Here is a 24,988-nt window from a genome sequence, read left to right on the forward strand (position 1 = left end):
GAAAAACATGCAAGGGATTCTCAATTAGATTTTTTGACTAGTTTTGTCACACCGTTTTCTTGTGTAATCAATCCTTGTTTCAAAAGATTACCTAATGCGCGCTTAAATGCTCCTTTGCTGATACCAAAAGCTTTCATGATTTCTTCTGGATCCGATTTATCTGTAAAGTTGATTTGCTGATCTGCAGAACGTTCTAAAATGGTTAAAATCATTTGTGCATCATCTGATATAGCTTCATATGCTCTTGGCTTCAATGAAAGATTCAGTACACCGTCTGGTCGGACACCAATCACTCGACCTTTTATCTGCTCGCCTAGACGAGGTTCATTATATCGTTCAGAAGGATGGATAAACCCAAGATAGAAATCTTCCGTTAAAACGTACGTACCTGTTAATTTCAAGCGGTATGCTGTTCCTATCACATCTTTGTTTTTCATTTCTTCTGTTCCATATTTGCTTAAAGATTTGAATATTTTTTCATCTGCTAAACTGCCCCAAATACGGTCTTTTGCATCAACTCTAAGGGAAATCATCAAGCGATCCCCTTTTTTAGGCCATAGCTCTGTCATTGTCGGCAATTCATCAAGAGATACGACAAAGTCTTTATCTGGAAGACCGATATCGACAAACGCACCTAAATCTTTTCGTGTAGCAGTAACGATTCCAAAAGCGTAATGACCGATACGGCTTTTAGGAATTTGTGTAGTGATCCGATTTTCATGTTTTTGATTTTGGTAACCGAATCCTTCAACTGCTTCACCGATTTTGTGTTCACCTTCTGATTTGCTTAAGCCAAAGGTTTGTCCGTTTTTTTGGACAAAGTAGTTTTTTTCATTTTCATCAATAATAATACCTGTAAATATAGTTGCTAATAAATCGTTCATTTTTTTCTCCCTCTATAGTGAAAGGTTTTCTTAATACATTTCTTTGCTATCATAACATAATGTTTTCTGATTGAATAGCTGACCCTTGCTTAAGGGAAATGAAAAAGGGAGTATGACAAAAATTGTGTCACATTCCCCTTTTTCGAGCAAGCGGTATTCAATCAGTTAGTCTTCGGTACTAGATCAAAAAGCGGGAAAATATGAGAAGCTGATTTTCCTGTTTTTTTCTCTAATACTCAGAATAAAATGCTGATTTTACAATCTCTTTCTTAAACGGTGTTCTCTTGCCAACTCTGACTCACAATTCACAATAGTCAGTCATAAACTATGAGAAGCTGTTTTTTGAAATTGTTCCTTGTGACTCAGAATTAAACGGCAGGCTCACAGCCTCTTTCATTTGCCTAAAATTAATTGCTCCCATTTCCTCCGAACCATCCAGTTTTACAGTTGATGGTTACGATGTAAAATGGCAAAGCACTTTCTCCAATGCCTTTCATCAATGCAGATTTTGTTGAAGTGGCATATAGATTATAATAGCCTTCCCCATTTTCGATTCTGGCTTTTTCTAATCTGTAACCTCCTTCAACGATATATCCACGTTGGATACATGTAGCAATTACTTTGCTTTGGACACCTGGTGCCCAAGTCCACGCAGGATTAGACGCATCGGCAATATCACTTGCTCTGGCTGATTTGATTGGCTGATTCGCTGAGTTTGAAGAGGGAGGAGTCGCTGAAGCAGCTTCTTGCTGTGCTGCTAGTGCGACCGCAGCTTGTTGAGCGGCTTGAGCGGCAGCTGCTGCTTGAGCCGCTTGTTTTGCTTGTTCTTCAGCTGCTTTTTTCGCTTCTTCTGCTTTTTTCTTTTCCTCTTCTTCTTTTTTCTCTTTATCAGTGAGCATCTTATCTACTTGTTTCAATTGTTCATTCAACTGAGCAGATAGATCTGTATTTTTCACCTTTTCAACTGCTTCTTTTGCCGTCTTGTATTGGTCGCGTGTTGCTGAATCCACTACTTTTCCGTCTTTAAAGACTATAGCTGTTTTTTCTTTAGCTGTTTGCAATTCAGCATATTGATTTTTAGCTTCTGTTTGTGCTTGTTGAATCAATTTTCCAAAATCTGTGTTATCCGTTTCGATTGCTTGGATCTCTTTATCTGCTTTCAACTTGATGTCATCTGCTAGATGATCATCGACGATGGCAGGTGCTATGAACCACTCATTCACTTTTTGGATATCTCGGATCTTAGATTGGATATCTTGGTAAGTTGTTTCTAACTCTGAATATCCTTTTTCATTCTTAAGACTGGATAAATCATTTTTTAGTTTTGATAAATCTTGATGGATCATGCCTGAACGAATGAATTGATGGTGATCATCCGTATAAAATGAAGCAAGTGCCCCACGAAGCTCTTCCATTTGTTGCTGTCTTTTTGCTTCCGCAGCTACTTCGGCTTCTACTTTTTGATGATGGTCATAATAAGCCCAGCTTCCTCCACCGAGTAGAAGTACTGCTGCTAAAACGAGATAAGGTACTTTTTTTGATTTTTTCTTTTGCGCTTTATCTAGATCTGTTTTTTCTAAGTTTGATTCTTGATGTGTTTTTTCAGTATCTGGCACGATTGTTATTGATTTTGCTTCTGCTTCAAACAGCTTAGGCTGGTTCTCTTCTTTTTCTATTTTTGCTTCAAGAGCAGTACCCTCTTTGCTTACAGATTGATTTTCAGCATCGGATTCACTATTTATTTCATCGGGCTCTGTTGACTTTTTGTCTGTGTTTTCGAGTATTTCTTTTTTCTCTGCTTCCGGCAGCTTATTCGTTTTTTCCTCTTCTAATTGTTTTTCAGTAAATACTTCAGTTTTTTCTGGGATATCCGTTTTTACGTCTTTTATTTTTACTGTTTCTTTACCTGTGGCGTTTTCTCTATCAGAGTCTATTTCAGTTTCTTGTTCCTTTTCTGGCTCTACTTTGTTTTCCTGTGCAATTTTTTCACTGATCATTTTGAGCAGCTCTTTCGCGTGCTCTTCTTTTGTATCTTCACGATGTGCTTTGATATAAGCGGATAGTATCGAATTTTCTTCCTCATTATCGACGATTTCTTTCAGTTCAGCTACTCTTCTTTTTTGTTTTGATTCAAGCGTTTCTTCTTGATTCTTTCCTGATTCTTCCGAAGTCTCATGAACAGTTGCTTTCTTCTGTTCATTTTTCTCTATATTAGTTACTTGATCGTGAGCAGGTGGTTCTTCGTCTTCTGGTTCTGCTTTTTCGAATAATTCCATTACAGATTCTAGAGGTAAATCTTTCAATTCCGACCATTCGATTGGATCGTTTAATTCTGTATCAGTAAAGACTGCATCTTCAGTTGATTCATCCTGCATAGTTGCATCTGTATTTGTTTCTTCAATTGATTCTTTTATTTGCTGATCTTCTGCAGTTATTTGATGACCGCAGTCTGGACAGATAGTATTCTGCTCCATTTTTTTCGATCCGCAATTTGGACATTTTTTCATCACTTAGCGATCGGCTCCTTTACTAGGTTTACGCTACCATTTAATCTATCATATTCTATACGTCACGCCAATAGCTTATTTTTAGGATTTACTTAAAAATAATGAATGAATTTCCTTCCTATAGAAAAAAAAGCTTGAGACTGCGTAGTCTCAAGCTTTTTTTCTTTTAAAATAAACCAAACAGTTTTACTGATTTCTCTTCTGGTCAATAGTCCACGCTTATTCTAAGAAATCTTTTAATTGTTTTGAACGAGAAGGATGGCGCAATTTTCTTAATGCTTTAGCCTCGATCTGACGAATACGTTCCCGAGTAACACCAAATACTTTCCCTACTTCTTCCAATGTTCTCGTCCGGCCATCATCTAAACCAAAACGTAAGCGAAGGACATTTTCCTCCCGGTCAGTCAATGTATCTAGTACATCTTCCAATTGTTCTTTTAGTAACTCATAAGCTGCGTGTTCTGCTGGACTTGTTGCTTCCTGGTCTTCTATGAAATCACCTAAGTGAGAGTCATCTTCTTCACCGATTGGCGTTTCAAGGGAAACAGGTTCTTGCGCGATTTTCAAGATTTCTCGGACTTTTTCTGTTGGAAGATCCATTTCCGCACCGATTTCTTCTGGCGTAGGTTCTCTTCCAAGGTCTTGCAGCAATTGACGTTGGATACGTATCAATTTATTAATTGTTTCAACCATATGAACTGGAATACGGATCGTACGTGCTTGGTCAGCGATTGCTCGAGTGATGGCTTGACGAATCCACCATGTAGCATAGGTTGAAAACTTAAATCCTTTGCGGTAGTCAAATTTTTCAACTGCCTTCATCAGTCCCATGTTTCCTTCTTGGATCAAGTCAAGGAACTGCATGCCTCGTCCTACATAACGTTTAGCGATACTTACTACTAAACGAAGGTTTGCTTCTGCCAGACGCTGTTTCGCTTCTTGGTCGCCTTCTTCGATTTTCAATGCTAACGCTACTTCTTCTTCCGCAGTTAAAAGGGAGACACGGCCAATTTCTTTCAGATACATACGAACCGGGTCATTGATTTTTACACCGGTTGGCGCAGATAGATCTTCTGTTTTTGCTTGTTCAGCTTTTTTCTCAGCACTCTTCAAGCTGTGAATTGATGGATCACCATTTTCATCCACCACACTGATACCTGCGTCTTCAATCTTTTGGATCAATTTGTCCATTTCATCTGCATTCAAAGTGAATGGTGTAGCAAGCTGATTGGATAAATCATCATATACAACTTGTCGTTTGGGTTTGTTTTCTTTGATGAAAGCTGCTACTGCTGCTTCATACGTTTTTTTATCTGTTCCATTTGCCATAAAAGAAGGCCCCCCTTGAGTAGCTATTTGGCTTGTTTTAACTGTTTCGTTAAATTGATGATTTCAATCGTCAATTCAAGCTCAAGCTGTTTGTTTCCAGTTCGTCTGGCTTCTTGCTGCATTTGTTTTTTTAATGTTATTTCATCAGCTAAGCCAGATTTGCTGATCACATCTAGCAAGTCTTGGATTTCTCGTGGCGAACTTTCTTCTGCCACCGGTAAATATTCGATTTCCACCACCAACCGCCTTAAATTTTCATCTTGCAAAAAGTCTAAAAACTCTGCAAGGTTGAATTCATAATGTTGTGAGACATATGCATCGAATAAAAAATAAACTTCTGCATATGCATCATGAATAAACTGAAATTCTCGTTCTTTTAAAATATTACGGACAGAAACTTCTTTAAATGCACGATATAATAGAATCTGCTCTGCCTTTTCTACTTGCGTCAAAGGTCTCTTTTTCCGTGCAGTTTCTTGTCTCGTAACCTGAGTGTGTTGACTTTCCTGAGGTTCTTGACGATTTTGCTGATTTGTCCTTCGAAGATCGCGCAGTTGTTTTTGTATCGTCTCTCTGCCGATCTGAAACTCTGTTGACAGTTGAGATAGATACATATCTTGTTCGATTGGTGAAACAACTCGGCTAAGTTCAACTAGTAATTCTTCGAGGTATTCGATCTTGTCTTTTTCATTATCTAAATTTTTCCCTTGTTTTAAATAACGTGATTTAAAAGTAAAGACTGTTTCGCGCCCATGAGCCACTAATTCTTGGAAAGATGCTTCTCCATACTTACGGAGATATTCATCAGGATCAAGCTTTTCTGGAACGACTACGACAGAAAGTGCTAATCGACTGTTTTGCCGAAGCAATTCAATCCCTCGATTGGTTGCTTCAAAACCTGCGTTGTCTCCGTCATAGCAAAAGACCAATTCTTTCGTCAGCTTTTCCATTTGTTGGATCTGTTGAGCTGTTAGACTTGTCCCCATAGAAGCTAATCCAGTTTTGATACCAGCCTGCCATGCAGCAATCACATCCATAAAGCCTTCGAACAACAAAATTTCTCCGTTTTTCCGGATATCGCTTCTTGCTTTATCAAGATTAAATAAAACTTGTCTTTTATTGAACAGTTCTGTTTCTGGACTATTCAAGTATTTGGGCTGATCTTTTTCCTGCCCTTTTTCAGGTGCAAGCCAGCGTCCTGAAAAACCGATCGTCTGGCCTTGAGAATTACGAAGTGGAAACATCACTCTTTGATAAAAACGATCAGACTTACGGCCATCATCATGCGTGACAAACAATCCAGAGCGTTCTAACAATTCATTTGAAATTGATTCATTCTTGAATACTTGCTGAAGAAAAGAACGCTCATTAGGTGCAAAACCTATGTTGAATTCTTCAATTAATTCTAAAGACAACCCACGACTTTGCAAATATTCTAAAGCTGGCTGTCCAGCTTTTGTATGCAATAGCATGTGATGATAGATTTCCGCTGCTTTTTCATGAGCAGCAATCAGTTTCCCCGTAGCAGATTCAGGATTTTGGACAGCTATAGTACGCTGACGCCATTGATCTTCTAACGGTATCTGTTCGAAGTCTGCCACTTTTACCACTGCTTCTGGAAAACTTAGACCTTCTAGTTCTTGAAGAAAAGTAAACACGTTTCCGCCCTTACCACAACCAAAGCAATGAAAAATCTGCTTGTCTTCTGCAACAGAAAAAGACGGTGTACGTTCTTCATGAAAAGGGCACAGCCCCAAGTAATTTTTACCAGACTTTTTCAACTGGACATATTGTCCAATCACCTCAACGATATTCGTTTGACTGCGTACTGTTTCGATAACCTCTTGAGGAATCCGTTGAGCCATTTTTTCACCCCCTGCTCTATTGATATCTTTTGGGTTTAACAGAAGATATTTCAGGAGAATAACCGGTAAAAAATCGCACTAACTGAAATCAGTGCGATTTTAAAGGACACAATTATACATGTTTGATTGTATCATATTTCATTGCTTTTTCAAGTATAACACATTTCTATCTCATTAAGCATCAATTTGCTACTCTTTTCAGTAACTGATTTTGAATATCAGCCTTCCAGTACAATACTCGAAGAACAATATTTACGAGCATGAATACAAAGAAGTATCCTACGCTCTCTCCCAACCCTAAGTTTACTTCCAAAATTCCATGGAACAGCATTGCAGCTACATATATCCCTACGATCGTCGTTACTGCTAGGAAGATGCGCAATGGGTTGAAGGGATAACAAGCTTTTACAACTGCCATGCAACTGATCCCAATCAGCAAGTAATACATCAAAGTAGTAGTTTCAGCATTTCCCCATGCGAATGTTTTTCCAAGTAGATACACCGCAATGATATTCACTACTACAAGCAAGGCATTTGGTAAAGCATTAATAAGTGCTGTAGGCAAATAACGGTAAGTGATTTTTCTTTTATCTTGTTCAAAAGATAAAAAGAAGGAAGGATACCCTTCAATCGCTAAATCAATCAGCGTGATTTGGATAGGGATAAACGGAAATCCAATTGCTGTAACGGCACATATAATCGATAAAATAAATGAATAAATCGTTTTGATAAAAAAGATGCCTGAGACTTTCGTCACATTGTTGACCACTCGGCGTCCTTCAAACAGGACTTCTGGCAATGTAGTAAAATCAGAGTCCAACAATACCAGATTCGCAATCTGACGTGTTGCTCCATCACCTTCTGCCATAGCAATGCTGCAATCTGCTTCTCTTAACGCCAAAACATCATTCACACCGTCGCCTGTCATTGCAACCGTTCTGCCGCTTTCTTTCAATTCATTTACCAGCAATTTCTTTTGCTGAGGACTCACTCGTCCAAAAACCGTATAGCGATGAGCAGCTTCTCGCACTTCCATTTCTTCAGTAATTTGAGAAAGATCGACATACGCATCATAATTCGGTAATCCTGCACGTCTAGCGATATTGGAGACAGTAAAAGGATTGTCTCCAGAAATCACTTTCAGATCCACACCTTCCTCATGAAGATAAGCTAGTGTTTCTTGAGCGTTTTTTCGGATTGGATCATCGATTTCAAACAGAGCAACCGGCTCAACAAATGCTGTTTTTTCTTCGTTCAATTGCTGATCTGGAGCGATCCCCAACATAAGTACGCGATAGCCATTCGCTTGGGCTGTTTTTAGACTGTCCGGAAGCCGATCTTCTTCCACCAAACGTTCAGGCGCTCCTACGTACACGACTCCCAGTTCTGGAAATTCCATCGCGCCCCATTTGCGATCAGAAGAAAATGCGACTTTGTTTGTCACATCATACCGATTAGAAAGCTCAAAATAATCTCTCATAGCCCGCATAGTGATGTTGTTATCACTGCTTTCTGCCAGATACGTCCCCATAATTTCTGGGATGGCTTTCTCGTACAGCGGATGCAGTGCTTCTACCCGCTGGATACTCATTTTTCCTTCAGTAATGGTCCCTGTTTTATCCAAGCATAATGTATCGACATGGGCCAGCGTTTCAATGGAATACATGTCTTGAACAAGGATTCGTTTTTTTGCCAGTTTGGTTACCCCTGTCGTTAATGCAATACTTATTAGCAATACCAAACCCTTTGGAAGCATGCCTAACAAAGCTGCTGCAGATGCAATAACAGAAATTTTGATAGAAGCATCGCGGATGAACAGTGCTTCCAAAAATAGTATGATCCCCAAAGGAATAATCACGAAACTAGTGAATTTGGATACTTTGCGAATCGAATCTACAAGTTCAGAACGAATAGCTTTGTGAGTCTTTGCCTCGCTAGTCAAGCGGACAGCATAATTATCTGCACCTACTCGGATAACTTCAGCCATGACAGAACCGCTTGTCAAAAAGCTTCCAGAAAGCAATTCAGCTCCAGTTTCTTTGACAATCAAATCAGATTCGCCTGTCAAAAGAGCTTCATTTGCTTCTGCCCGTCCAGATATAACCTGTAAATCGGCTGGTATCTGTTCTCCTGCTCCGATTTTTACCAAATCTCCTAATACCAGCTCTTTAGTAGAAATCGATTGTTCTTTACCGTCCCGGATCACTAGTACTTCTGATTGGGAAACAATCGATAATTTCCGTACAAGATTTCTTGCATGTATTTCTTGATAAATTCCAATAACGATATTGACGACAATAATTGCTAAATACGCCATGTTGGAATACGCACCTACAAATAACAGACAAATCCCAATACCAAAGTTCAGAAAATTGAATAACGTCAATATATTATCGCTGAATATTTGTTTTGTACTTTTTGATGCATCTTCCTGGTAGTCATTTTGCTGGCCAGAAGCCATTTTCTGAACTACCTCTTGCTGTGTAAGTCCATTCATTTTCTTTTTCTCCATTTCCCGCCAACTTTCAAAAATAATCACGTGTTTAAGTCTAGCGTGTTCCAAGATTAAAAACAACTTGTTTTTATAAAATTTATAGAAAAACACACGAATGATTTTACAAAAAAGATGCCAACCTTTTTGTTTGAATCACCCGTGTGCTGTTTTTATTATCAATCTATCTTTACTTATATTGTTCCTCCAAACGGCTCATCCACCAACCTAGCGCTGTACCGGCTATAAAAAGAACAGGACAAGCTAGTACCCCAGCAACTCCCAATCCCGCGTAATCAGTAGGAATGATCATAATCGTTGAAGCAAAAACTACACCTAAAATGAAATGGAATAGCTTGCTATATGCCTTTGAGAAAATGTAATCCATGATTTTTGACAATCCAAGAACACAAAGAATCCCACCAATTCCGATCGGCACAATCACTTCAAGTCGTACTTCTTTAAATCCGTCAGCCATCGCTTTATACAATCCCATATACACCAAAAAATTAGAAGGGCTCAATCCTGGGACGATCATACCCAAACCAATCAATCCGCCGGCAATCAGCCATGTTCCAAAATTCTGATCGACTTGCCCGTCAAATAATTGAGCGCCGTATAATAAAAATAAATAAGCCAGAACAAAAGTAACAACCATGATGATCACATCAGAAGTATCTCTTCCTTTTTTCCCTGCTTCTTTCCATAACGCAGGAACAGTTCCAGCGATACATCCGACAAAAAACCATAATATCGTTGTTTCATACGCACCTAATAAAAAACTGACTAAAAAAGAAAGTAGAAAGATGCCTGTCACTCCGCCTAGACCAACAGGCAGAAAAAACAAAACATTTTCTTTGAAATTTTTTGTAAGGTGGGCTAAAAAAGAAATCAGCCGCTCATACATGCCAAAGACAGCTGCTAATGCACCACCGCTGACTCCTGGCAAGATAAATCCTGAACCGATAAACATTCCCTTCACAAACCGTAACATCCAGTCTTTGGTTGTGTACCCCACTTTTTGATTTTCCATTTTTTGCCTTTTTTCCACTATTTGCGCACTCCTTCTTTCAACTAATTTTATTCATGATTGAACATTTCCTGCTATTTTACTTAAAGACTTTTTCATAGGTCTCTATTATTTTTTCATTCATTTTGACAATATCAGGATAAAACATGTTACCTCCATTATGATAGAGATAGCCGCCATTGTAAAGCAAGGACTGGATCCGCCAATATCGGTATTGTTTCCCTTCCTCATTTCCTAAAAGTGGGCTCAGCACATCTTTAGAATACGCTTCTGCTAATTCTACTGTGTTTTCTCCGCCATGATTTTTTACATAGGCAATATAATCTTTCCCAAAATTATATGCTTGGACAGCTGTCCATAAATCGCATCCTTGTTTCTTTGCTTCTACTATCATTTCCGCCAAATATTTGACACCTTGATCAATACTGTCAGCTGGATTATCAATGATCTCAGCTTCTCCATGCAGACTTTCCGAGCTCTGCATGAGATCTGTCCCTTTTCCTTTTGATTCGGTCAATATTATCGCCTTGATCAAATTCTCGTAGTTTTCCATATGATAATTTTTTGCAGCTGTTGTTATTTCTATTTGATAGCTTTCCACTCGTTTTACCGAACGATAAGTTCTTCCTCCTAAAAACAACACCGCACCAATAACCGTCAGAATGATCATGTAAAAAAGAATACGGATAATAGATAATCGTTTTCGCTTCATTTCATCACCTAGTTATTTTGACATCTTTTTTTATCTTACTATTTCTTTATCTTCTTGGCTATTTCTTCCTTGATTTCTGTGTACGCCTTAAGAAAAAATGAATTTTCCTGTATTTTTTGTCATCTTACGAAAATGATCGTTGTTTTTCAGTAAAAACAATTGCCCAATGACTGATATAATCGTTATACTTTACACAGTAGGTGATTATGTGAAAAAAGAAAAGAAATATGCAAAAATGCCAGATGGGAGCGAAATTTACTATGAAAAGAGCGGTCAGGGCTTCCCTCTCTTTTTACTGCATGGCAATGACGGCAGCGGCCGCTTTTTTTCAGAACAGGTCCCTGTACTCGAACGCTACTATACCGTGTATCTAGTAGATAGCCGAGGACATGGTCGTTCGACAAACGAAGCATCTATGTTGAATTTTCAGTTAATGGCCGAGGATCTGAATACGATCATGTTGCTGGAAAAAATCGATCAGGCAGATTTTCTTGGATTTAGTGATGGAGCAAATCTAGCACTGGTATTTGCCAGCAGCTTCCCTAAAAAAGTTCATCGATTGATTTTAAATTCTGGAAACACGCTTGTTAAAGGCGTTCGTTTTTCTGCCAGAGTCATCAGTAATATTCATTATGCATGGGTATGGTTACTCTCTTTATTTCGCCCAAGTCTTCGCAAAAATCTTTTAGTTATCAAACTTTTGCTGCATGACATCGGGCTTACAGAAAATGATTTAAAAAAAATCAACTCCCCCACTTTGATCATCGTGGGAAAAAAAGATGTAATCAAGCTAAAACATTCTTTGTATATAGCTAAAACTATACCAAAAGCTTCCTTTGTGCTTGTGAAAGAACAAGGACATGAATTAGCTAGAAAAGATCCTGAACGCTTCAATCGAGAAGTTCTTCAATTTCTTTCTGAAACATAACTATTAGGAATAGAAGGTGATTTATTTGTTAAAAAATACCATACAATGGCTGAAAAACCACCTAGGACTGTTCAAAACAATCTTTTTGATTTCTGTCATTGTCATTATTGTCGGTGAATTGATGTCCATCGGTAAAACTCTATCTATCCAGCAATTAGGAGAAACGTTTGCCACTATACCTGTATGGAAAAGCGGACTAATGCTATTGATTGGTCTTGTCTCTGTGTTACCTATGATTGGTTATGATATTATTTTGAATCGGATGCTTGAACAAAAGCAGAATCCTCGTTACTTGTTTGAGACAAGCTGGCTGATCAATACAATCAACAATATTGCCGGTTTCGGCGGGTTTGTTAGTGTGGGGCTTCGCTCTGAATTATATGGACAAAAGAAAGAGAGCAGAAACGTGATCCAAGCATTATCGAAAGTTTTCTTGTTTTTGATGGCTGGACTTTCTATTTACAGTCTGCTTTCTTTTTTACTTGTAGTCTTCACGCCAGTTGCTCCTTTTTTGAAGCAATATTGGATATGGTTGATCGGCGGCGGTCTATATTTTCCTGTCGTCTTTTTATTTACTACTTTCAAAAAGAAAGGATTCCTTGGTGGTACCTCACTTAAAACTCAAGGACAGCTATTGCTAGTTTCATTGTTGGAATGGACCGGTGTCCTGTTTAGTTTCCTTTCTGTTGGTTATTTAATGGAAATCCGGATTGATCTGTGGCAAACAATTCCGTTATTCATTGCTGCTTCAGTGATAGGAATCGTGTCTATGATTCCAGGAGAAATTGGGAGTTTCGATGTAATGATGATTATCGGGTTGTCCGCTATTGGTGTGCCAAGAGAAATAGTCGTTGTGTGGATCTTGCTCTATCGCCTGTTCTACTACATCATTCCGTTTTTGATTGGAATCGTCTTTTTCTTCAAAAATATCGGTTCCACTTTTGATCAGCGTTATTCTGGTATCCCTAAACAATTAGCAACAGAAATTGCGCATAAAATCGTGGTTGTCTTATTATACTTTTCTGGAATCATGCTAGTACTTTCTGCCACTATCCCGCAAGCTTTTACAGAGTTTCGCTGGCTTCATAGTTTGAACCCATTGAAATTTCATTTTATTATCCAATTTCCTAGTATACTATTGGGATTTCTTTTAATCATTATGGGCAGAGGGATCGCAGCACGTGTGAAACGAGCATATTTGCCTACAATCTTCTTGATTGTTCTAGCTTTACTTTATGTTTTATTAAGTGATTTTAGTTTCACACCGGTGGTTTTCTTGTCTATTCTGCTTCTGATCATTCTTGCTTCTAAAAACGAATTATTTCGGGAACAATTGATCTATTCATGGGAGTGGCGTACGATCGATGGAATCATTATTGGTGCACTGTCCTTGCTTTACATCGTTATTGGGGTATACAATCTGCCGGATTTCCCTCATCGGCGTCACCATTTTATTTCCTTTTTCTTATTTCCTTCTGAAAAGATTTGGTTTTCGGGATTGTTGGCCATCATCGCTGTTAGTTTCATGATCGTTCTATTTGTTCATTTCCTTCAAGGAGAAAAGAAACAGATTGGCGAAGCCTTTAATGAAGAAAAGGCCCTGAAGATCCTTACAACTTATGGAGGAAACTCCGATAGTCAATTGATCTTCTTAAAAGATAAGCGGATGTTTGCCTATGAAAAAGACGGTGAACCAACTGTTCTTCTCCAATTCGCTTGCTTCAATAATAAATGTATTGTAATGGGTGATCCTTCTGGTAAGAAAGAAGATTTTCCAGAAGCAATCGAAGCTTTTATCGAAGAAACAGATCGACTATGCTATTTACCAGTTTTCTACGAAACAAGCGAAGAGATTGTTATGATTTTGCATGAATTCGGCTACGATTTCATTAAGATGGGGGAAGAAGCTTATGTAGACCTGAATAGTTTTACAACTTCAGGGAAAAAAATGAAGGGCACTCGTGCTGTCTTGAATCGGATCGAACGAGAAGGATTTACATTTGATGTCTTACAACCACCATTTTCTACTGAGCAAATGAGTACTTTCAAAAATATCTCTGATAATTGGTTGGGTTCACGAAAGGAAAAAGGGTTTTCTTTAGGCTTTTTCTCTGAAGATTATCTACAAAGAGCGCCTATTGCAGTTGTCAAAAATACCCAAGAAGAAATTGTCGCTTTTGCAACGATCATGCCTACTTACACGAACAATAAAGTAGGAACGATTGATCTGATGCGATATGATCCTAAAAAAGCACCTTCTGGCAGTATGGATTTCTTGTTCTTGCATTTGTTTGCCTATATGAAAGAAGAACATATCCAATGGTTCAATTTAGGGATGGCCCCTCTTTCAAATGTCGGAACTTCCAGAAAGAGTTTTTTACAGGAAAGGATTGCATACTTGGTTTACGAGTTTGGTTCTCATTTTTATTCTTTCCATGGATTAAGAGAATATAAAAGCAAGTACGCTACAAACTGGGTCTCACGTTATACTCTATATTCTAGAGATAGTTGGATTGCATATGTTATGATTGCTTTGCTGATTATTGATAATGCGCCAGTTGAGCAGACACAAGGTAGAATAAGCGGTTTGAAAAAATGGATACGAAAAAAGTATTAAAAACTGCATACCGATAGATGAACACTCTCATGATGAATAAAAGAGACTGAAGTAAAACGAAAGTTCATGCTTCTACAATCTCTTCTTATACAATTGAAGAACAAAGAGCGGTCCAAACAGAAATCCTGTTTGGACCGCTCTTTTATTTTAAACATTTTTCATTACCAAAATATTCGAGTCGCGTTTCTTATGCTTCGATCTCTGTAACGATACCTGAACCTACTGTCCGTCCGCCTTCACGAATTGAGAATGTCGTTCCGTTTTCAACAGCGATTGGATGGATCAAGTCAACATCAATCGTCACGTTGTCACCAGGCATGACCATTTCTGTATCTTCTGGCAATGTGATTGTTCCTGTAACATCAGTTGTGCGGAAGTAGAACTGTGGACGATAGTTGTTGAAGAATGGAGTATGACGTCCACCTTCTTCTTTTGTCAACACGTACACTTCTGCTTTGAATTTTGTATGTGGAGTAATGGAACCTGGTTTAGCAAGTACTTGTCCACGTTCGATATCGTCACGTTGGATCCCCCGTAACAACACGCCTACGTTATCCCCAGCTTCCCCGTAATCTAACGTTTTACGGAACATTTCTACACCTGTTACAACTGCTTTTTGTGTTTCAGGTTTGATCCCTACGATCTCTACCTCATCACCGACACGAACAGCACCACGATCAATACGACCTGAGGCAACAGTTCCTCGACCTGTAATTGAGAAGACGTCTTCCACTGGCAATAGTAATGGTTTATCTGTATCACGTTCTGGTGTTGGGATATATTCATCTACTGTATCCATCAATTCCATAATAGCAGCTTCAGCATCTGGATCGCCTTGCAATGCTTTTAATGCGGAACCTTTGATCACAGGAGTGTCATCGCCTGGGAAACCATATTCGCTCAATAACTCGCGAACTTCCATTTCTACCAAATCGATCAATTCTTCATCATCGACTAAATCAACTTTGTTCAAGAAAACAATCAGGTATTTTACACCAACTTGTCGTGACAATAAAATGTGTTCACGTGTTTGAGGCATCGGACCGTCAGTTGCAGAAACAACTAAGATTGCACCATCCATTTGTGCTGCCCCTGTAATCATGTTTTTCACATAGTCCGCGTGTCCTGGTGCATCAATATGCGCGTAGTGGCGTTTTTCTGTTTCATATTCTACGTGTGCGGTATTGATCGTAATCCCACGTTCACGTTCTTCTGGAGCTGCATCAATACTAGCATAGTCTTGAGGATTTGCTAGGCCTTTTTTGCCTAATACTGTAGTGATCGCAGCAGTTAAAGTAGTTTTCCCATGGTCAACGTGTCCAATCGTACCAATGTTAACGTGTGGTTTACTTCTGTCATAATGTTCTTTTGCCATAATTTACAAACCTCCTAAATAATATAGATCACTGAAAAATTTCAGCTCTCACCTTTTTATTATAGTCTTTTTTTGACTAAATCAAAAAGAATACGTCCGACTTACTTTTTGTAAGATTCGAACTAAGCTTATTATACGTCAATATTGGTCAAAGTCAACTAAGAGCACTCGCTTGTCTTATACGCGAAAAAAGTACCTTTTATAAATAAAAAAATGTGTTTTTTGAGAAAAACTTCAAGATAGTCCTTAACTTTCTTTTGAAGCAATAAGAACAAAATGAGGAAAAGTTTAAAATTCAGCTGTTGCCAACAACTTTCAATAGACGAAATCTTCTATTTCGTTAATAATAAGGAAAGAGGTGAAGTACATGAAAAAATTAATTGGCGTACTTGTCGTTTTAGGCATATTTCTCGGCGGAAGTTTTGCAGCTTATCATTATTTTTACGGCGGCGAAGCTTATTATACAAAAATCACGACGAATGGCGAAATGTCAGCTACCCAAGCAGATAACGGAGAGAAATTCACGACTTATACCTACAAGCAAGCGGCTTATAATAAAGATGGTGAAAAAGAACAGGTGACGCTTCGCGAAGAAAGAGAACATCCATTAAAGATGAATGCGTATCTTAAACTCAAAGTCAATCCTCGTAAAGGTGTATTAAGCTGGGAAGAAATAAAGGCTTCTGAAGTGCCTAAAAATGCGGCAGAAAAAATCGATAATTAGTAAATGGTCTTAAAATTTTATTAGATAAAAAGAGGCTGGGACAGAAGCGTTTAACTCCAAGAAATAAGAAGAAATTCACGAAAATTACTTTTCAAATTTTTGTGAATTTCAGCTTATTTCCGAAGGAGTTGCTTCTGCTTCCGCCGTTTATACGTGTTTAGAGCGTGAGACAAAAGTAAAGAACACTTTTGTCTCACGCTCTTTTTTTGTTATATTCGTCTTTTCCGATCCTTCTCTTGACACAATTCATTCAACTGATCACTGGTACTTGAACACCTAATGTTCTAGTCATTTTTATAAACGATTCAATACTTCATCCACATTTTTGATCATCACGGATATCGTACCATCCGGATTATTCACAAATTCAATCAAATCTGGGTTGCGATATACATCTACTGGTACGATCAGTTCGATCCCGTTTGATAGCTTGAATTTTTGTTTTCCAAATTTTTTCTCAGAAATTTCTTGCACTTCTTTTACAGGAGGTGCTTCTGGGACAAATCCTTGCTCTTGTACTTCTTCTTTAAAAGCCATTTTTGCTGTGATGTTTTCCTTGAAGACTTTTTCCGCAATCATCTCATGATCCAACCGACCTTTTTCTTCTATCGTATCATAGACAGCTTCTTTCAAATCAGCCATGATATCAAATTCTTCTGTCTCAAATTTTTTTCCAAGATGCTTGGCTACTTTTTGGATCACTTTTACATTTTCTTCTAAAGAAGGTGCAGGAACACTTTCGATCACTCTTCCAGAAAAATAAAGCTCTTTTTTGCCAGAAAACTCATATTTTTTTTCAATTAATTCGTAGGTCCAATCAGTCAAATTCACAGCGAATGCTTCATCTGCTTTTTGTGTTTTCGCCCCTAGAATTGCTCGATTCAAAATCAAGCGGTTGTCGATCCCTGCTTCGTCTGCTTCAACAAAGTGAGTGTAAGCCTCACGATAATTGACTTTCAATAAAGATAAGTACATCACTGTATCTAATTCATACAAAACAACAAATACATCTGCACTAGGTGCTTCTTCACTTTCTTGGTAGATATCGAACCACCGCTGAACGATTGCTTCACTTGCTTCCACAAAATTTTCTTGAGCGATTTTAAGTGATTCAACGATCATGCTTTCTTCTGCTAGTTGTCCAGTTTTTGTTTGAGCAGAAGAGATTTTTTGGATCTTCTTTTGAAGAAAATCACGAATATATTCTTTTGTCAGATCCAGCTCTTTTTGTGAAAAGACTGGAGAACCAGTTTCTCTGTCAATAATATGCAGAATTGCTTTTTTTAAATAGATATCCATTTTCTCATTCCCTTCTGTCTTAGTTTACGGAAAAAAAATCAAAAATACCAGAATCAAAATCATTTTCTTTTAAACAAAAATTTCAAGAGTAGAAACAAAATGGATTCTTTTTTTCAAAAAATGCGCTACACTTATAGTTGAACGAATAAAAAAGGAGCTGAAAGTATGAATTCATTAACAAGCACTTATCGTCTATCAAATGGTTACGAAATCCCGGTAGTAGGATTCGGCACATGGCAAACACCTGATGGGGATGTCGCTGTTTCCTCTGTTAAAGAAGCGCTGGCTGCAGGTTATCGCCATATCGATACTGCCCAAGGATACAAGAATGAAGAAAGTGTCGGCCAAGCGATTAAGGAAAGTGGAATTCCTAGAGAAGAGATATTCTTGACAACAAAATTATGGAATGCAAACCACAGCTATGAACTTGTGATGTCTTCTTTTGAAGAATCATTGAAGAAGCTCCAAACAGATTATTTAGATCTGTTTTTGATCCACTGGCCAAACCCTGTTGCTTTTCGTGATAATTGGGAACAAGCAAATGCAGATACATGGCGAGCATTTGAAGAACTGTATGAAGCAGGTAAAATCAAAGCAATCGGTGTGAGCAATTTCTTACCCCACCATCTAGATACACTAGCAAAAACAGCAAAAATTATGCCGATGGTCAATCAAGTTTTCCTTGCACCAGGCGAATTACAGCCAACTGTAGTTGAGTATGCAAAAAAACATGATATGATCCTCGAAGCATATAGTCCATTAGGCACTGGTAAAATCTTCGATGTGCCTGAAATGAAACAAATCGCTGAAGCACATGACAAGACGATTGCACAAGTTGCTTTGCGTTGGTCGCTGCAACACGAATTCCTTCCTCTTCCTAAGTCAGTGACACCAAGCAGAATCAAAGAAAATACTGAATTATTTGATTTTGAATTAACAGAAGAAGAAATGAAACAAATCGATCAGTTAGATGGTGTAGTCGGCAAAGCAAAAGACCCAGATACTACCCAATTTTAAGTCGAAAGGTGATTTTATGGATCCAATCGAACGCTTGAATTCTCTCTCGGAAGAAGTTACCCAGACTTTTCATTCCGATTTTGTCTTTTTGATCGATGCAGAGAAAATCCAACATTTTCCTGCAAGAAACTGGACACATGATCAAATCATCGAAGAACTGAAAAAACGGTTAGATCATTCGCTAATGGTCAAACCCTGGCACGAACATGAAGTCATTTATTCACCTGAACTACCTGTTTTTGCCTTGATACCGAAAAAATAGAAAAAATGGAAAAAATGGAACGGATTATGTATATATACATAATCCGTTCCATTTTTTATTTTTCTTTCAAAAAACGGGAAAATACGCAAATTTTTCTGTTGTAATTTGCGTATACGCAAGTTTTTTTGCATTACTCCTTTTCATTTGGCTGTTTTTTTCTTATAATCGAAAGGGTATGAGCGAAGGAGAGAACATATGAAGAAAAAACAGAAACAAAAATTATTAAATCAATTCCGTCCTTCATTGGATGGTGTAAGAGGACAATTATTCCGTTCTCTAGAAGAAGAGAGCTTGCGACGTTATGGTTTGCCGTTACAAGTCATGCTTGATCCCAAAAACCGTCAAATCTTAACGATCGGATTAGCTGGGAAAACAAATGAAGATACACGGATCAACGTGCCAATCGATGACAACTTCAATACTGTACTAAAGAGAATTCGTTCAGGAGAAAACGGGATTTTCGAACGATTCCGTGACAATCTTCTTATTGAAATCGTGTCTTACTGGAATGATCAACGATTGAAAAACGATGAACCAACTGCGCAAGCTGTTGCGACACCAGTTACAGAAGAAACAGTCAGTGTGCCAGAAGAAAAAACGGAAAAACCAAAAGCGGACACAACTGAAAATACACGCTCAACTGATACGAATGCCGCTTTAAGTTTTGCTGATTTTTCAAAAGCCGTTGCTGAGTATCCTAAATTTTACACAGAACAAAATGAACATGAAGTAGTTATTAATGAAAAAAATGCTGATGAACCTCGTAAATTAGCAACTATTTCTATGACTACTGAAAATGAGTTCGTTATCGAAAAAGCACTCGAACGCAAATACAAAGTCAAATTGACTTTGATTCCTTTGATCGAACAATTTGCAGCGACAGCGATTACTGATCGATAAAAATTCTATTTGTCATAAAAGGCTGGGATTTAAAATCCCAGCCTTTTTAGTCATATAATAATTTCTACAGCAAGTAAAAAGAAATTCCTTCTAACATCAGGCTCAAATATCAGCTTGACCTGTCCAACAAATTACCTATGATCCTACAATGTTAGGCGACTTCTCTTCTACCTGAAGATATCTTGGAGTTGCCTGATTTCTTAAGATGCCTAACCTTAACTATAAAAAATTCTAATAATAAACATATTTTCTGATAGAGAAAAAAGCAAGATCTGCAGTAAATAAAATAACTGTAAATCTTGCTTTATTCTTCTAAAGATATTGCTTTTTTATTTTTCCCGGATTTTTCCCAATATTTGTATAGCTGTCTGCTGGTTCATCTTTTCTGCTTCACGTAATTTTTTCGCAACTTGCTCGATTTCCTCACCAATAGCCCCAATTGAGATCGCTAATGAACGAGCTTGAAGTCCCATGTGGCCTTTTTGGATTCCTTCTGTAACTAATGCACGCAAAGCAGCCAGGTTTTGAGCTAACCCTACTGCAGCAATTACTTGTGCTAGTTCCTTGGCTGAATCAATATCTAACATAGCTAAAGATGCTTTTGCTTTTGGCAGGATATTGGAAGCTCCGCCTACTGTGGCAACAGCCAAAGGCACCGTTAGTTTTCCAACTAGTTTATCCCCTTTGATCTGCCAGTCTGTTAATCCTTGGTATAATCCATTTCTTGCCGCGTAGGCGTGGATCGAAGCGCTAACCGCACGTGTATCATTTCCTGTAGCTGCCACTACAGCTTCTATACCATTCATGATCCCTTTGTTGTGCGTTGCTGCACGGTAAGGGTCAAGCTTCGCATATTCCCCTGCCTGTTGGATTTTTTTGGCAATTTGTTCACCGATTTCTTTGTTTCTCCCTAAGCGTTCGAATGGGATTTCACAACAGGCAGAAGCCAATGATTCTGTAGCAAAATTACTTAAAATACTGAATAGAATCTCTTCTTCAGGGAACCACTCCCGTAACTTGTTTGCCACACTCTCAAGAATCGAGTTGATCATGTTAGCGCCCATTGCATCTTTTACATCCACTAAAAAATCAATAGATAAGTATGCATGGAAACTCCCCATGAATTCCCGAGTAGAGATATCTTGAACACCGCCCCCGCGTTTCACGATTGAAGGATAACTTTCATTTGCACAAAGAATCAGCTCTTCTTTTCGATGATTAACTGCATTGATCACTGCTTGATACTCCGATTTTCCTGATAGAACGATTTGCCCTCGCATCAGCCGCTGAGGTGTTTCTGCGCAGATATTTCCACAGATTTTTGCACCATTACTTGCAGCTGCAATGACTGATGGTTCCTCTGTTGCCATCGGAATCCATTTTTTCTTGCCATTGATTTGAAAATTCTGCGCGATGCCCATTGGGATTTCCACTTCACTCACTTGGTTTTCGATCATGTGATCGGAGAGCTCTTCAGAAAGTGTTTGTTCCTGAAAAATCAACGCAGTTTCTTGTGTCAATACATTTTTTTCTATTAATTGACTGCGCCGTTCAGATGGCGTAAGCTGATAAAACTTTTTTTTTTGCACATCCTTATGTGTTTGCTCCATATTCGCTTCTAACAAGACTGCCAAGCCTAAACCTCCACCAATACATAATGAAGCAATACCGTATCTCTTCTGTTCACGAAGCAATCCGTAAGCTAATGTAGTCAAGATACGTGCACCGCTTGCACCAATTGGATGGCCTAATGCGATTGCTCCTCCATATATATTGACCTTTTCTTCATCTAACTGCAGTTCTTGGCTAACTACGATAGAAGAAGCTGCAAATGCTTCATTGATCTCAAAAAGATCGATTGTTGATAAATTCATTCCTGATCTATCTGTCAATTTTTGAATGGCTTTGATTGGAGCGATTCCCATGATACTTGGGTCAATACCGACCTCCGCTACTTCTTTGATGGTTGCTAAATAAGGCAGATTATTATTTTCTGCGTATTCTTTGGATGCAAGGATCACCACAGAGGCACCGTCATTCAACGGGGAAGCATTTCCTGCTGTTACAGTTCCTTCTTCTGAGAATACTGTACGTAACGTGCCCAGTTTTTCCAATGTACTATTTCCACGAACTGCTTCATCCTCAGATAAAACGTCTTCATCAGAAATCTTGACTGGGATGATTTCCTCAGAAAATACACCGGCTTCGACAGCATGTGCTGCTTTCAACTGGGACGACAAGGCATAGCGATCCTGCTCTTCTCTGCTCACAGAAAATTGTGTTGCAACCTTCTCTGCGGTTAATCCCATATGTGCATTTGAAAATGCGTCAGTCAATCCGTCGTTGACCATACTGGAAATTGGTTCACCATATTCATTTGTTTCTGACTGATACTGTTTCAGCATAGGTGCTTGAGACATACTCTCTGTTCCGCCGGCTATCACAAGTTCTGCTTCACCTAGTTGGATCAGCTGGCGTGCTAAGATCACTGCTTTCATACCAGATCCGCAAACTTCATTGATCGTCATTGCTGGGACATCTACAGGGAGACCGCTGTTCAAAGCAATCTGTCTGGCAACATTTTGACCATTACCAGCTTGCAGGACATTTCCGAATATTACTTGATCGATTTTATCTTTTTTCAGTTTTGTTTTATCTAATAATCCTTTAGTCACAAGTGTGCCTAATTCAACTGCAGTAAATGGACTTAAACTTCCGCGATACTTTCCTATCGGCGTTCTTGCAGCATCTATCATAACGACTTCTTTCAAGTAAGCCACCTCCTACAAAAATATACCATTCTTTGCTGTAAAAACAAATAGCTCTTGTTCCAGTTGTTTTTTTCTAAGATTAAATTTTAACAATCCTTAAATATTCTCTTTTTTATATTTCTTTTAATCTTTTTATGATACCTTAGTAAAGTAAGTCTTTTATCATAAGTAAAGAGGTGTTGAAATGAAAATAGGGATTGATCGTCTTTCCTTTTTTATTCCTAATTTATATTTAGATATGACAGAGTTGGCAGAAAGCCGTGGGGATGATCCTGCAAAATACCATATAGGGATTGGTCAAGACCAAATGGCAGTCAATCGTGCAAATGAAGACATCATTACACTAGGAGCAAATGCTGCCAGCAAAATCGTAACAGAAAAAGACCGTGAGCTAATCGACATGGTCATCGTCGGAACAGAATCCGGGATTGATCATTCAAAAGCGAGTGCGGTAATTATCCACCATTTACTGAAAATCCAATCTTTTGCTCGTTCTTTTGAAGTAAAAGAGGCTTGCTACGGTGGCACCGCAGCTTTGCACATGGCGAAAGAATATGTCAAAAATCATCCAGAACGAAAAGTACTAGTCATAGCAAGTGATATTGCTCGTTACGGCTTGGCAAGCGGTGGTGAAGTGACGCAAGGTGTCGGTGCTGTTGCGATGATGATCACTCAAAACCCGCGTATTTTATCGATTGAAGACGACAGCGTATTTCTGACAGAAGATATCTATGATTTCTGGCGTCCAGATTATAGCGAATTTCCTGTTGTTGATGGTCCTTTATCTAATTCTACGTATATCGAATCATTCCAAAAAGTTTGGAATCGACATAAAGAATTGTCGGGTCGAGGACTCGAAGATTATCAGGCGATTGCTTTCCATATTCCGTATACTAAGATGGGAAAAAAGGCATTGCAAAGCGTATTAGACCAAACAGACGAAGAAAATCAGGAACGTCTTATGGCTCGCTATGAAGAAAGCATCCGTTACAGCCGACGAATCGGTAATCTTTACACTGGTTCATTATACCTGGGGCTAACTTCTCTACTGGAAAATTCGAAATCACTACAGCCAGGAGATCGCATCGGTCTATTCAGCTACGGTTCTGGTGCAGTAAGTGAATTTTTTACAGGTTATCTGGAAGAAAACTATCAAGAATATCTCTTCGCACAATCTCATCAAGAGATGCTAGATTCTCGAACACGGATCACTGTTGACGAATATGAAACGATTTTCAGTGAGACGCTTCCTGAACACGGAGAATGTGCAGAATATACTTCAGATGTACCTTTTTCGATTACAAAGATCGAAAATGATATTCGTTACTACAAAATATAATAAAATCATAAAAAGAACCCTTCACGAGTCGTGAAAGGTTCTTTTTTTATCTGCGGACCAAAGGAGCAGTCTATAGGTCAGCTTAGTCGTACTAAGGATTTCTCGTTTTTCATTGAATAGTTTGCGAATGTACCTAGTCACAACAGGATCTTTTGCGTACGCGTCATAGTATAGCTTCATCAATTCTTCAGTAATTGATTCCTGTGTAAAATAAGTAAAATCTTTTTTCTTCACTTTGAATCCTTCATCAATTAAGTATGTTTCAAATTGATCCATTACAACTGGCGATGTATTAGGATCTTCTTCTATCATTCCTAGTTGCTTTTCGATAGGATAAAAAACATCATCGATTGATTCCACTACTCTGATTATCACGCACCATTTGCTTGACTTTTTCATCAATTTTTCTAATTGAATAAGATGTACCAATGCTGGATTTGCTGCTGTAAAAACCATTTCATATGTCTCATTTGATTGGATAAATTCTTCTAACGACTGTTTGATAAAGGAAACATTTGGCAACTCATTTTTTTCTGCTTCTTTTTTTGCATTTTCTAGCATTCCTGAAGAAAAATCGATCAAATCATAGCGATTAATTTCTTTTGCTAAGGAAAGAAATCTGCCAGATCCTCCAGCAACGTCTGCTGCTGTTTCAGCAGGCAGGACTTTCTCCGTTTTCAGATAATTTCTTACATCTTCAGCAATAGTTACTTGCGATTCTTGCTGGATTTCATAATATTCTTCAGCAAATTCATCCCATTCTTTTTCATTCATTTGATTTCCTCTAATTTTTTGTTATATGTTTTCACTTTTCGGAATAAATTATTCTCCTCTTTTATCTATTCTATCTCTTTTGATGAATAATAAAATGATTGGCTTTCCGTCTATCATAAATAAAAAAAGGGACTGTGACCAAAGTCGTGTCAAAGTCCCTCTTT

At 38.3% G+C, this 24,988-nt stretch carries 18 protein-coding genes; 7 read left to right on the plus strand and 11 right to left on the minus strand.

The annotated features are described in order from the left end of the window. Positions 1 to 20: 20 nt before the first annotated feature. The 7 genes from RBL01_RS08015 to RBL01_RS08045 all read right to left on the minus strand — a co-directional run bounded on the left by RBL01_RS08015 (position 21) and on the right by RBL01_RS08045 (position 10,818). Positions 21 to 884 carry a virulence factor B family protein gene (locus RBL01_RS08015; protein WP_002290060.1) on the minus strand — a complete coding sequence of 288 codons (864 nt, stop codon included), beginning with the start codon at positions 882 to 884 and terminating at the stop codon, positions 21 to 23. A gap of 407 nt (positions 885 to 1,291) precedes the next feature. Beyond that, a complete protein-coding gene (locus RBL01_RS08020) occupies positions 1,292 to 3,391 on the minus strand; it encodes a cell division site-positioning protein MapZ family protein (RefSeq protein WP_033606461.1) in 2,100 nt (699 codons plus the stop codon). A 219-nt stretch (positions 3,392 to 3,610) separates the two neighbouring features. Further along, complete coding sequence (rpoD, locus tag RBL01_RS08025) at positions 3,611 to 4,720, minus strand: RNA polymerase sigma factor RpoD (RefSeq protein ID WP_002289498.1); 1,110 nt, start codon at positions 4,718 to 4,720, stop codon at positions 3,611 to 3,613. Positions 4,721 to 4,743: 23 nt separating this feature from the next. Beyond that, positions 4,744 to 6,585, minus strand: a complete 1,842-nt coding sequence (dnaG, locus tag RBL01_RS08030; RefSeq protein WP_072538623.1) for a DNA primase — start codon at positions 6,583 to 6,585, stop codon at positions 4,744 to 4,746. Positions 6,586 to 6,766: 181 nt separating this feature from the next. Further along, positions 6,767 to 9,082, minus strand: a complete 2,316-nt coding sequence (locus RBL01_RS08035; RefSeq protein ID WP_002327123.1) for a cation-translocating P-type ATPase — start codon at positions 9,080 to 9,082, stop codon at positions 6,767 to 6,769. Positions 9,083 to 9,266: 184 nt separating this feature from the next. Beyond that, positions 9,267 to 10,127 (minus strand): DUF368 domain-containing protein, encoded by an 861-nt coding sequence (locus tag RBL01_RS08040; RefSeq protein ID WP_002298152.1) that lies wholly within the window; start codon positions 10,125 to 10,127, stop codon positions 9,267 to 9,269. A gap of 58 nt (positions 10,128 to 10,185) precedes the next feature. After that, positions 10,186 to 10,818, minus strand: a complete 633-nt coding sequence (locus RBL01_RS08045) for a lysozyme family protein (RefSeq protein ID WP_002289460.1) — start codon at positions 10,816 to 10,818, stop codon at positions 10,186 to 10,188. 166 nt (positions 10,819 to 10,984) lie between these two features. Here RBL01_RS08045 and RBL01_RS08050 point away from each other — a divergent pair, with 166 nt between their 5' ends. Both RBL01_RS08050 and mprF read left to right on the plus strand, forming a co-directional pair. Beyond that, positions 10,985 to 11,746: an alpha/beta fold hydrolase gene (locus RBL01_RS08050; RefSeq protein WP_002289461.1), complete on the plus strand. Its 762-nt coding sequence runs from the start codon at positions 10,985 to 10,987 to the stop codon at positions 11,744 to 11,746. Between the two features lie 25 nt (positions 11,747 to 11,771). After that, on the plus strand, positions 11,772 to 14,363 hold the full coding sequence (mprF, locus tag RBL01_RS08055; RefSeq protein ID WP_002328595.1) for a bifunctional lysylphosphatidylglycerol flippase/synthetase MprF: 2,592 nt from the start codon (positions 11,772 to 11,774) through the stop codon (positions 14,361 to 14,363). A gap of 187 nt (positions 14,364 to 14,550) precedes the next feature. Here the strand turns inward: mprF and tuf are convergent, their stop codons facing one another. Continuing rightward, positions 14,551 to 15,738, minus strand: a complete 1,188-nt coding sequence (gene tuf, locus RBL01_RS08060) for an elongation factor Tu (RefSeq protein WP_002289463.1) — start codon at positions 15,736 to 15,738, stop codon at positions 14,551 to 14,553. Positions 15,739 to 16,105: 367 nt separating this feature from the next. Between tuf and RBL01_RS08065 the strand changes: the two genes are divergently transcribed. After that, the gene (locus tag RBL01_RS08065) at positions 16,106 to 16,462 is read left to right on the plus strand and encodes a YxeA family protein (RefSeq protein ID WP_307780973.1); all 357 of its coding nucleotides are present in this window, start codon (positions 16,106 to 16,108) and stop codon (positions 16,460 to 16,462) included. A 294-nt stretch (positions 16,463 to 16,756) separates the two neighbouring features. Here RBL01_RS08065 and RBL01_RS08070 read toward each other — a convergent pair whose 3' ends face one another. Further along, a complete protein-coding gene (locus tag RBL01_RS08070; RefSeq protein WP_002294378.1) occupies positions 16,757 to 17,761 on the minus strand; it encodes a nucleoid-associated protein in 1,005 nt (334 codons plus the stop codon). 165 nt (positions 17,762 to 17,926) lie between these two features. Between RBL01_RS08070 and RBL01_RS08075 the strand changes: the two genes are divergently transcribed. The 3 genes from RBL01_RS08075 (at position 17,927) to RBL01_RS08085 (ending at position 19,940) form a co-directional block, all read left to right on the plus strand. Next, a complete protein-coding gene (locus RBL01_RS08075) occupies positions 17,927 to 18,778 on the plus strand; it encodes an aldo/keto reductase (protein ID WP_002319269.1) in 852 nt (283 codons plus the stop codon). 16 nt (positions 18,779 to 18,794) lie between these two features. Continuing rightward, on the plus strand, positions 18,795 to 19,040 hold the full coding sequence (locus tag RBL01_RS08080; RefSeq protein ID WP_002319268.1) for a hypothetical protein: 246 nt from the start codon (positions 18,795 to 18,797) through the stop codon (positions 19,038 to 19,040). Between the two features lie 195 nt (positions 19,041 to 19,235). Next, a complete protein-coding gene (locus tag RBL01_RS08085) occupies positions 19,236 to 19,940 on the plus strand; it encodes a hypothetical protein (RefSeq protein WP_002289272.1) in 705 nt (234 codons plus the stop codon). Between the two features lie 329 nt (positions 19,941 to 20,269). On the opposite strand, the gene RBL01_RS08090 is transcribed toward RBL01_RS08085, so the two are convergent. Further along, positions 20,270 to 22,711, minus strand: a complete 2,442-nt coding sequence (locus tag RBL01_RS08090) for a hydroxymethylglutaryl-CoA reductase, degradative (RefSeq protein WP_002319266.1) — start codon at positions 22,709 to 22,711, stop codon at positions 20,270 to 20,272. A 184-nt stretch (positions 22,712 to 22,895) separates the two neighbouring features. Between RBL01_RS08090 and RBL01_RS08095 the strand changes: the two genes are divergently transcribed. Continuing rightward, a complete protein-coding gene (locus RBL01_RS08095) occupies positions 22,896 to 24,050 on the plus strand; it encodes a hydroxymethylglutaryl-CoA synthase (protein ID WP_002289270.1) in 1,155 nt (384 codons plus the stop codon). A gap of 21 nt (positions 24,051 to 24,071) precedes the next feature. On the opposite strand, the gene RBL01_RS08100 is transcribed toward RBL01_RS08095, so the two are convergent. Beyond that, a complete protein-coding gene (locus RBL01_RS08100; RefSeq protein ID WP_002327980.1) occupies positions 24,072 to 24,824 on the minus strand; it encodes a class I SAM-dependent methyltransferase in 753 nt (250 codons plus the stop codon). Positions 24,825 to 24,988: the final 164 nt, after the last annotated feature.

This window comes from Enterococcus sp. SB12 (assembly GCF_030910025.2).
In the GTDB taxonomy this organism is placed as follows: Bacteria; Bacillota; Bacilli; order Lactobacillales; family Enterococcaceae; genus Enterococcus_B; species Enterococcus_B faecium.

Coding starts and splice junctions, on each gene's coding strand:
- RBL01_RS08045 (WP_002289460.1), bottom strand. CDS start 10,818: ATGAAGCGAAAACGATTATCTATTATCCGTATTCTTTTTTACATGATC.
- dnaG (WP_072538623.1), bottom strand. CDS start 6,585: ATGGCTCAACGGATTCCTCAAGAGGTTATCGAAACAGTACGCAGTCAA.
- tuf (WP_002289463.1), bottom strand. CDS start 15,738: ATGGCAAAAGAACATTATGACAGAAGTAAACCACACGTTAACATTGGT.
- RBL01_RS08095 (WP_002289270.1), top strand. CDS start 22,896: ATGAAAATAGGGATTGATCGTCTTTCCTTTTTTATTCCTAATTTATAT.
- RBL01_RS08080 (WP_002319268.1), top strand. CDS start 18,795: ATGGATCCAATCGAACGCTTGAATTCTCTCTCGGAAGAAGTTACCCAG.
- RBL01_RS08085 (WP_002289272.1), top strand. CDS start 19,236: ATGAAGAAAAAACAGAAACAAAAATTATTAAATCAATTCCGTCCTTCA.
- RBL01_RS08020 (WP_033606461.1), bottom strand. CDS start 3,391: ATGAAAAAATGTCCAAATTGCGGATCGAAAAAAATGGAGCAGAATACT.
- RBL01_RS08035 (WP_002327123.1), bottom strand. CDS start 9,082: ATGAATGGACTTACACAGCAAGAGGTAGTTCAGAAAATGGCTTCTGGC.
- RBL01_RS08100 (WP_002327980.1), bottom strand. CDS start 24,824: ATGAATGAAAAAGAATGGGATGAATTTGCTGAAGAATATTATGAAATC.
- RBL01_RS08065 (WP_307780973.1), top strand. CDS start 16,106: ATGAAAAAATTAATTGGCGTACTTGTCGTTTTAGGCATATTTCTCGGC.
- RBL01_RS08050 (WP_002289461.1), top strand. CDS start 10,985: ATGACTGATATAATCGTTATACTTTACACAGTAGGTGATTATGTGAAA.
- RBL01_RS08070 (WP_002294378.1), bottom strand. CDS start 17,761: ATGGATATCTATTTAAAAAAAGCAATTCTGCATATTATTGACAGAGAA.
- rpoD (WP_002289498.1), bottom strand. CDS start 4,720: ATGGCAAATGGAACAGATAAAAAAACGTATGAAGCAGCAGTAGCAGCT.
- RBL01_RS08015 (WP_002290060.1), bottom strand. CDS start 884: ATGAACGATTTATTAGCAACTATATTTACAGGTATTATTATTGATGAA.
- RBL01_RS08075 (WP_002319269.1), top strand. CDS start 17,927: ATGAATTCATTAACAAGCACTTATCGTCTATCAAATGGTTACGAAATC.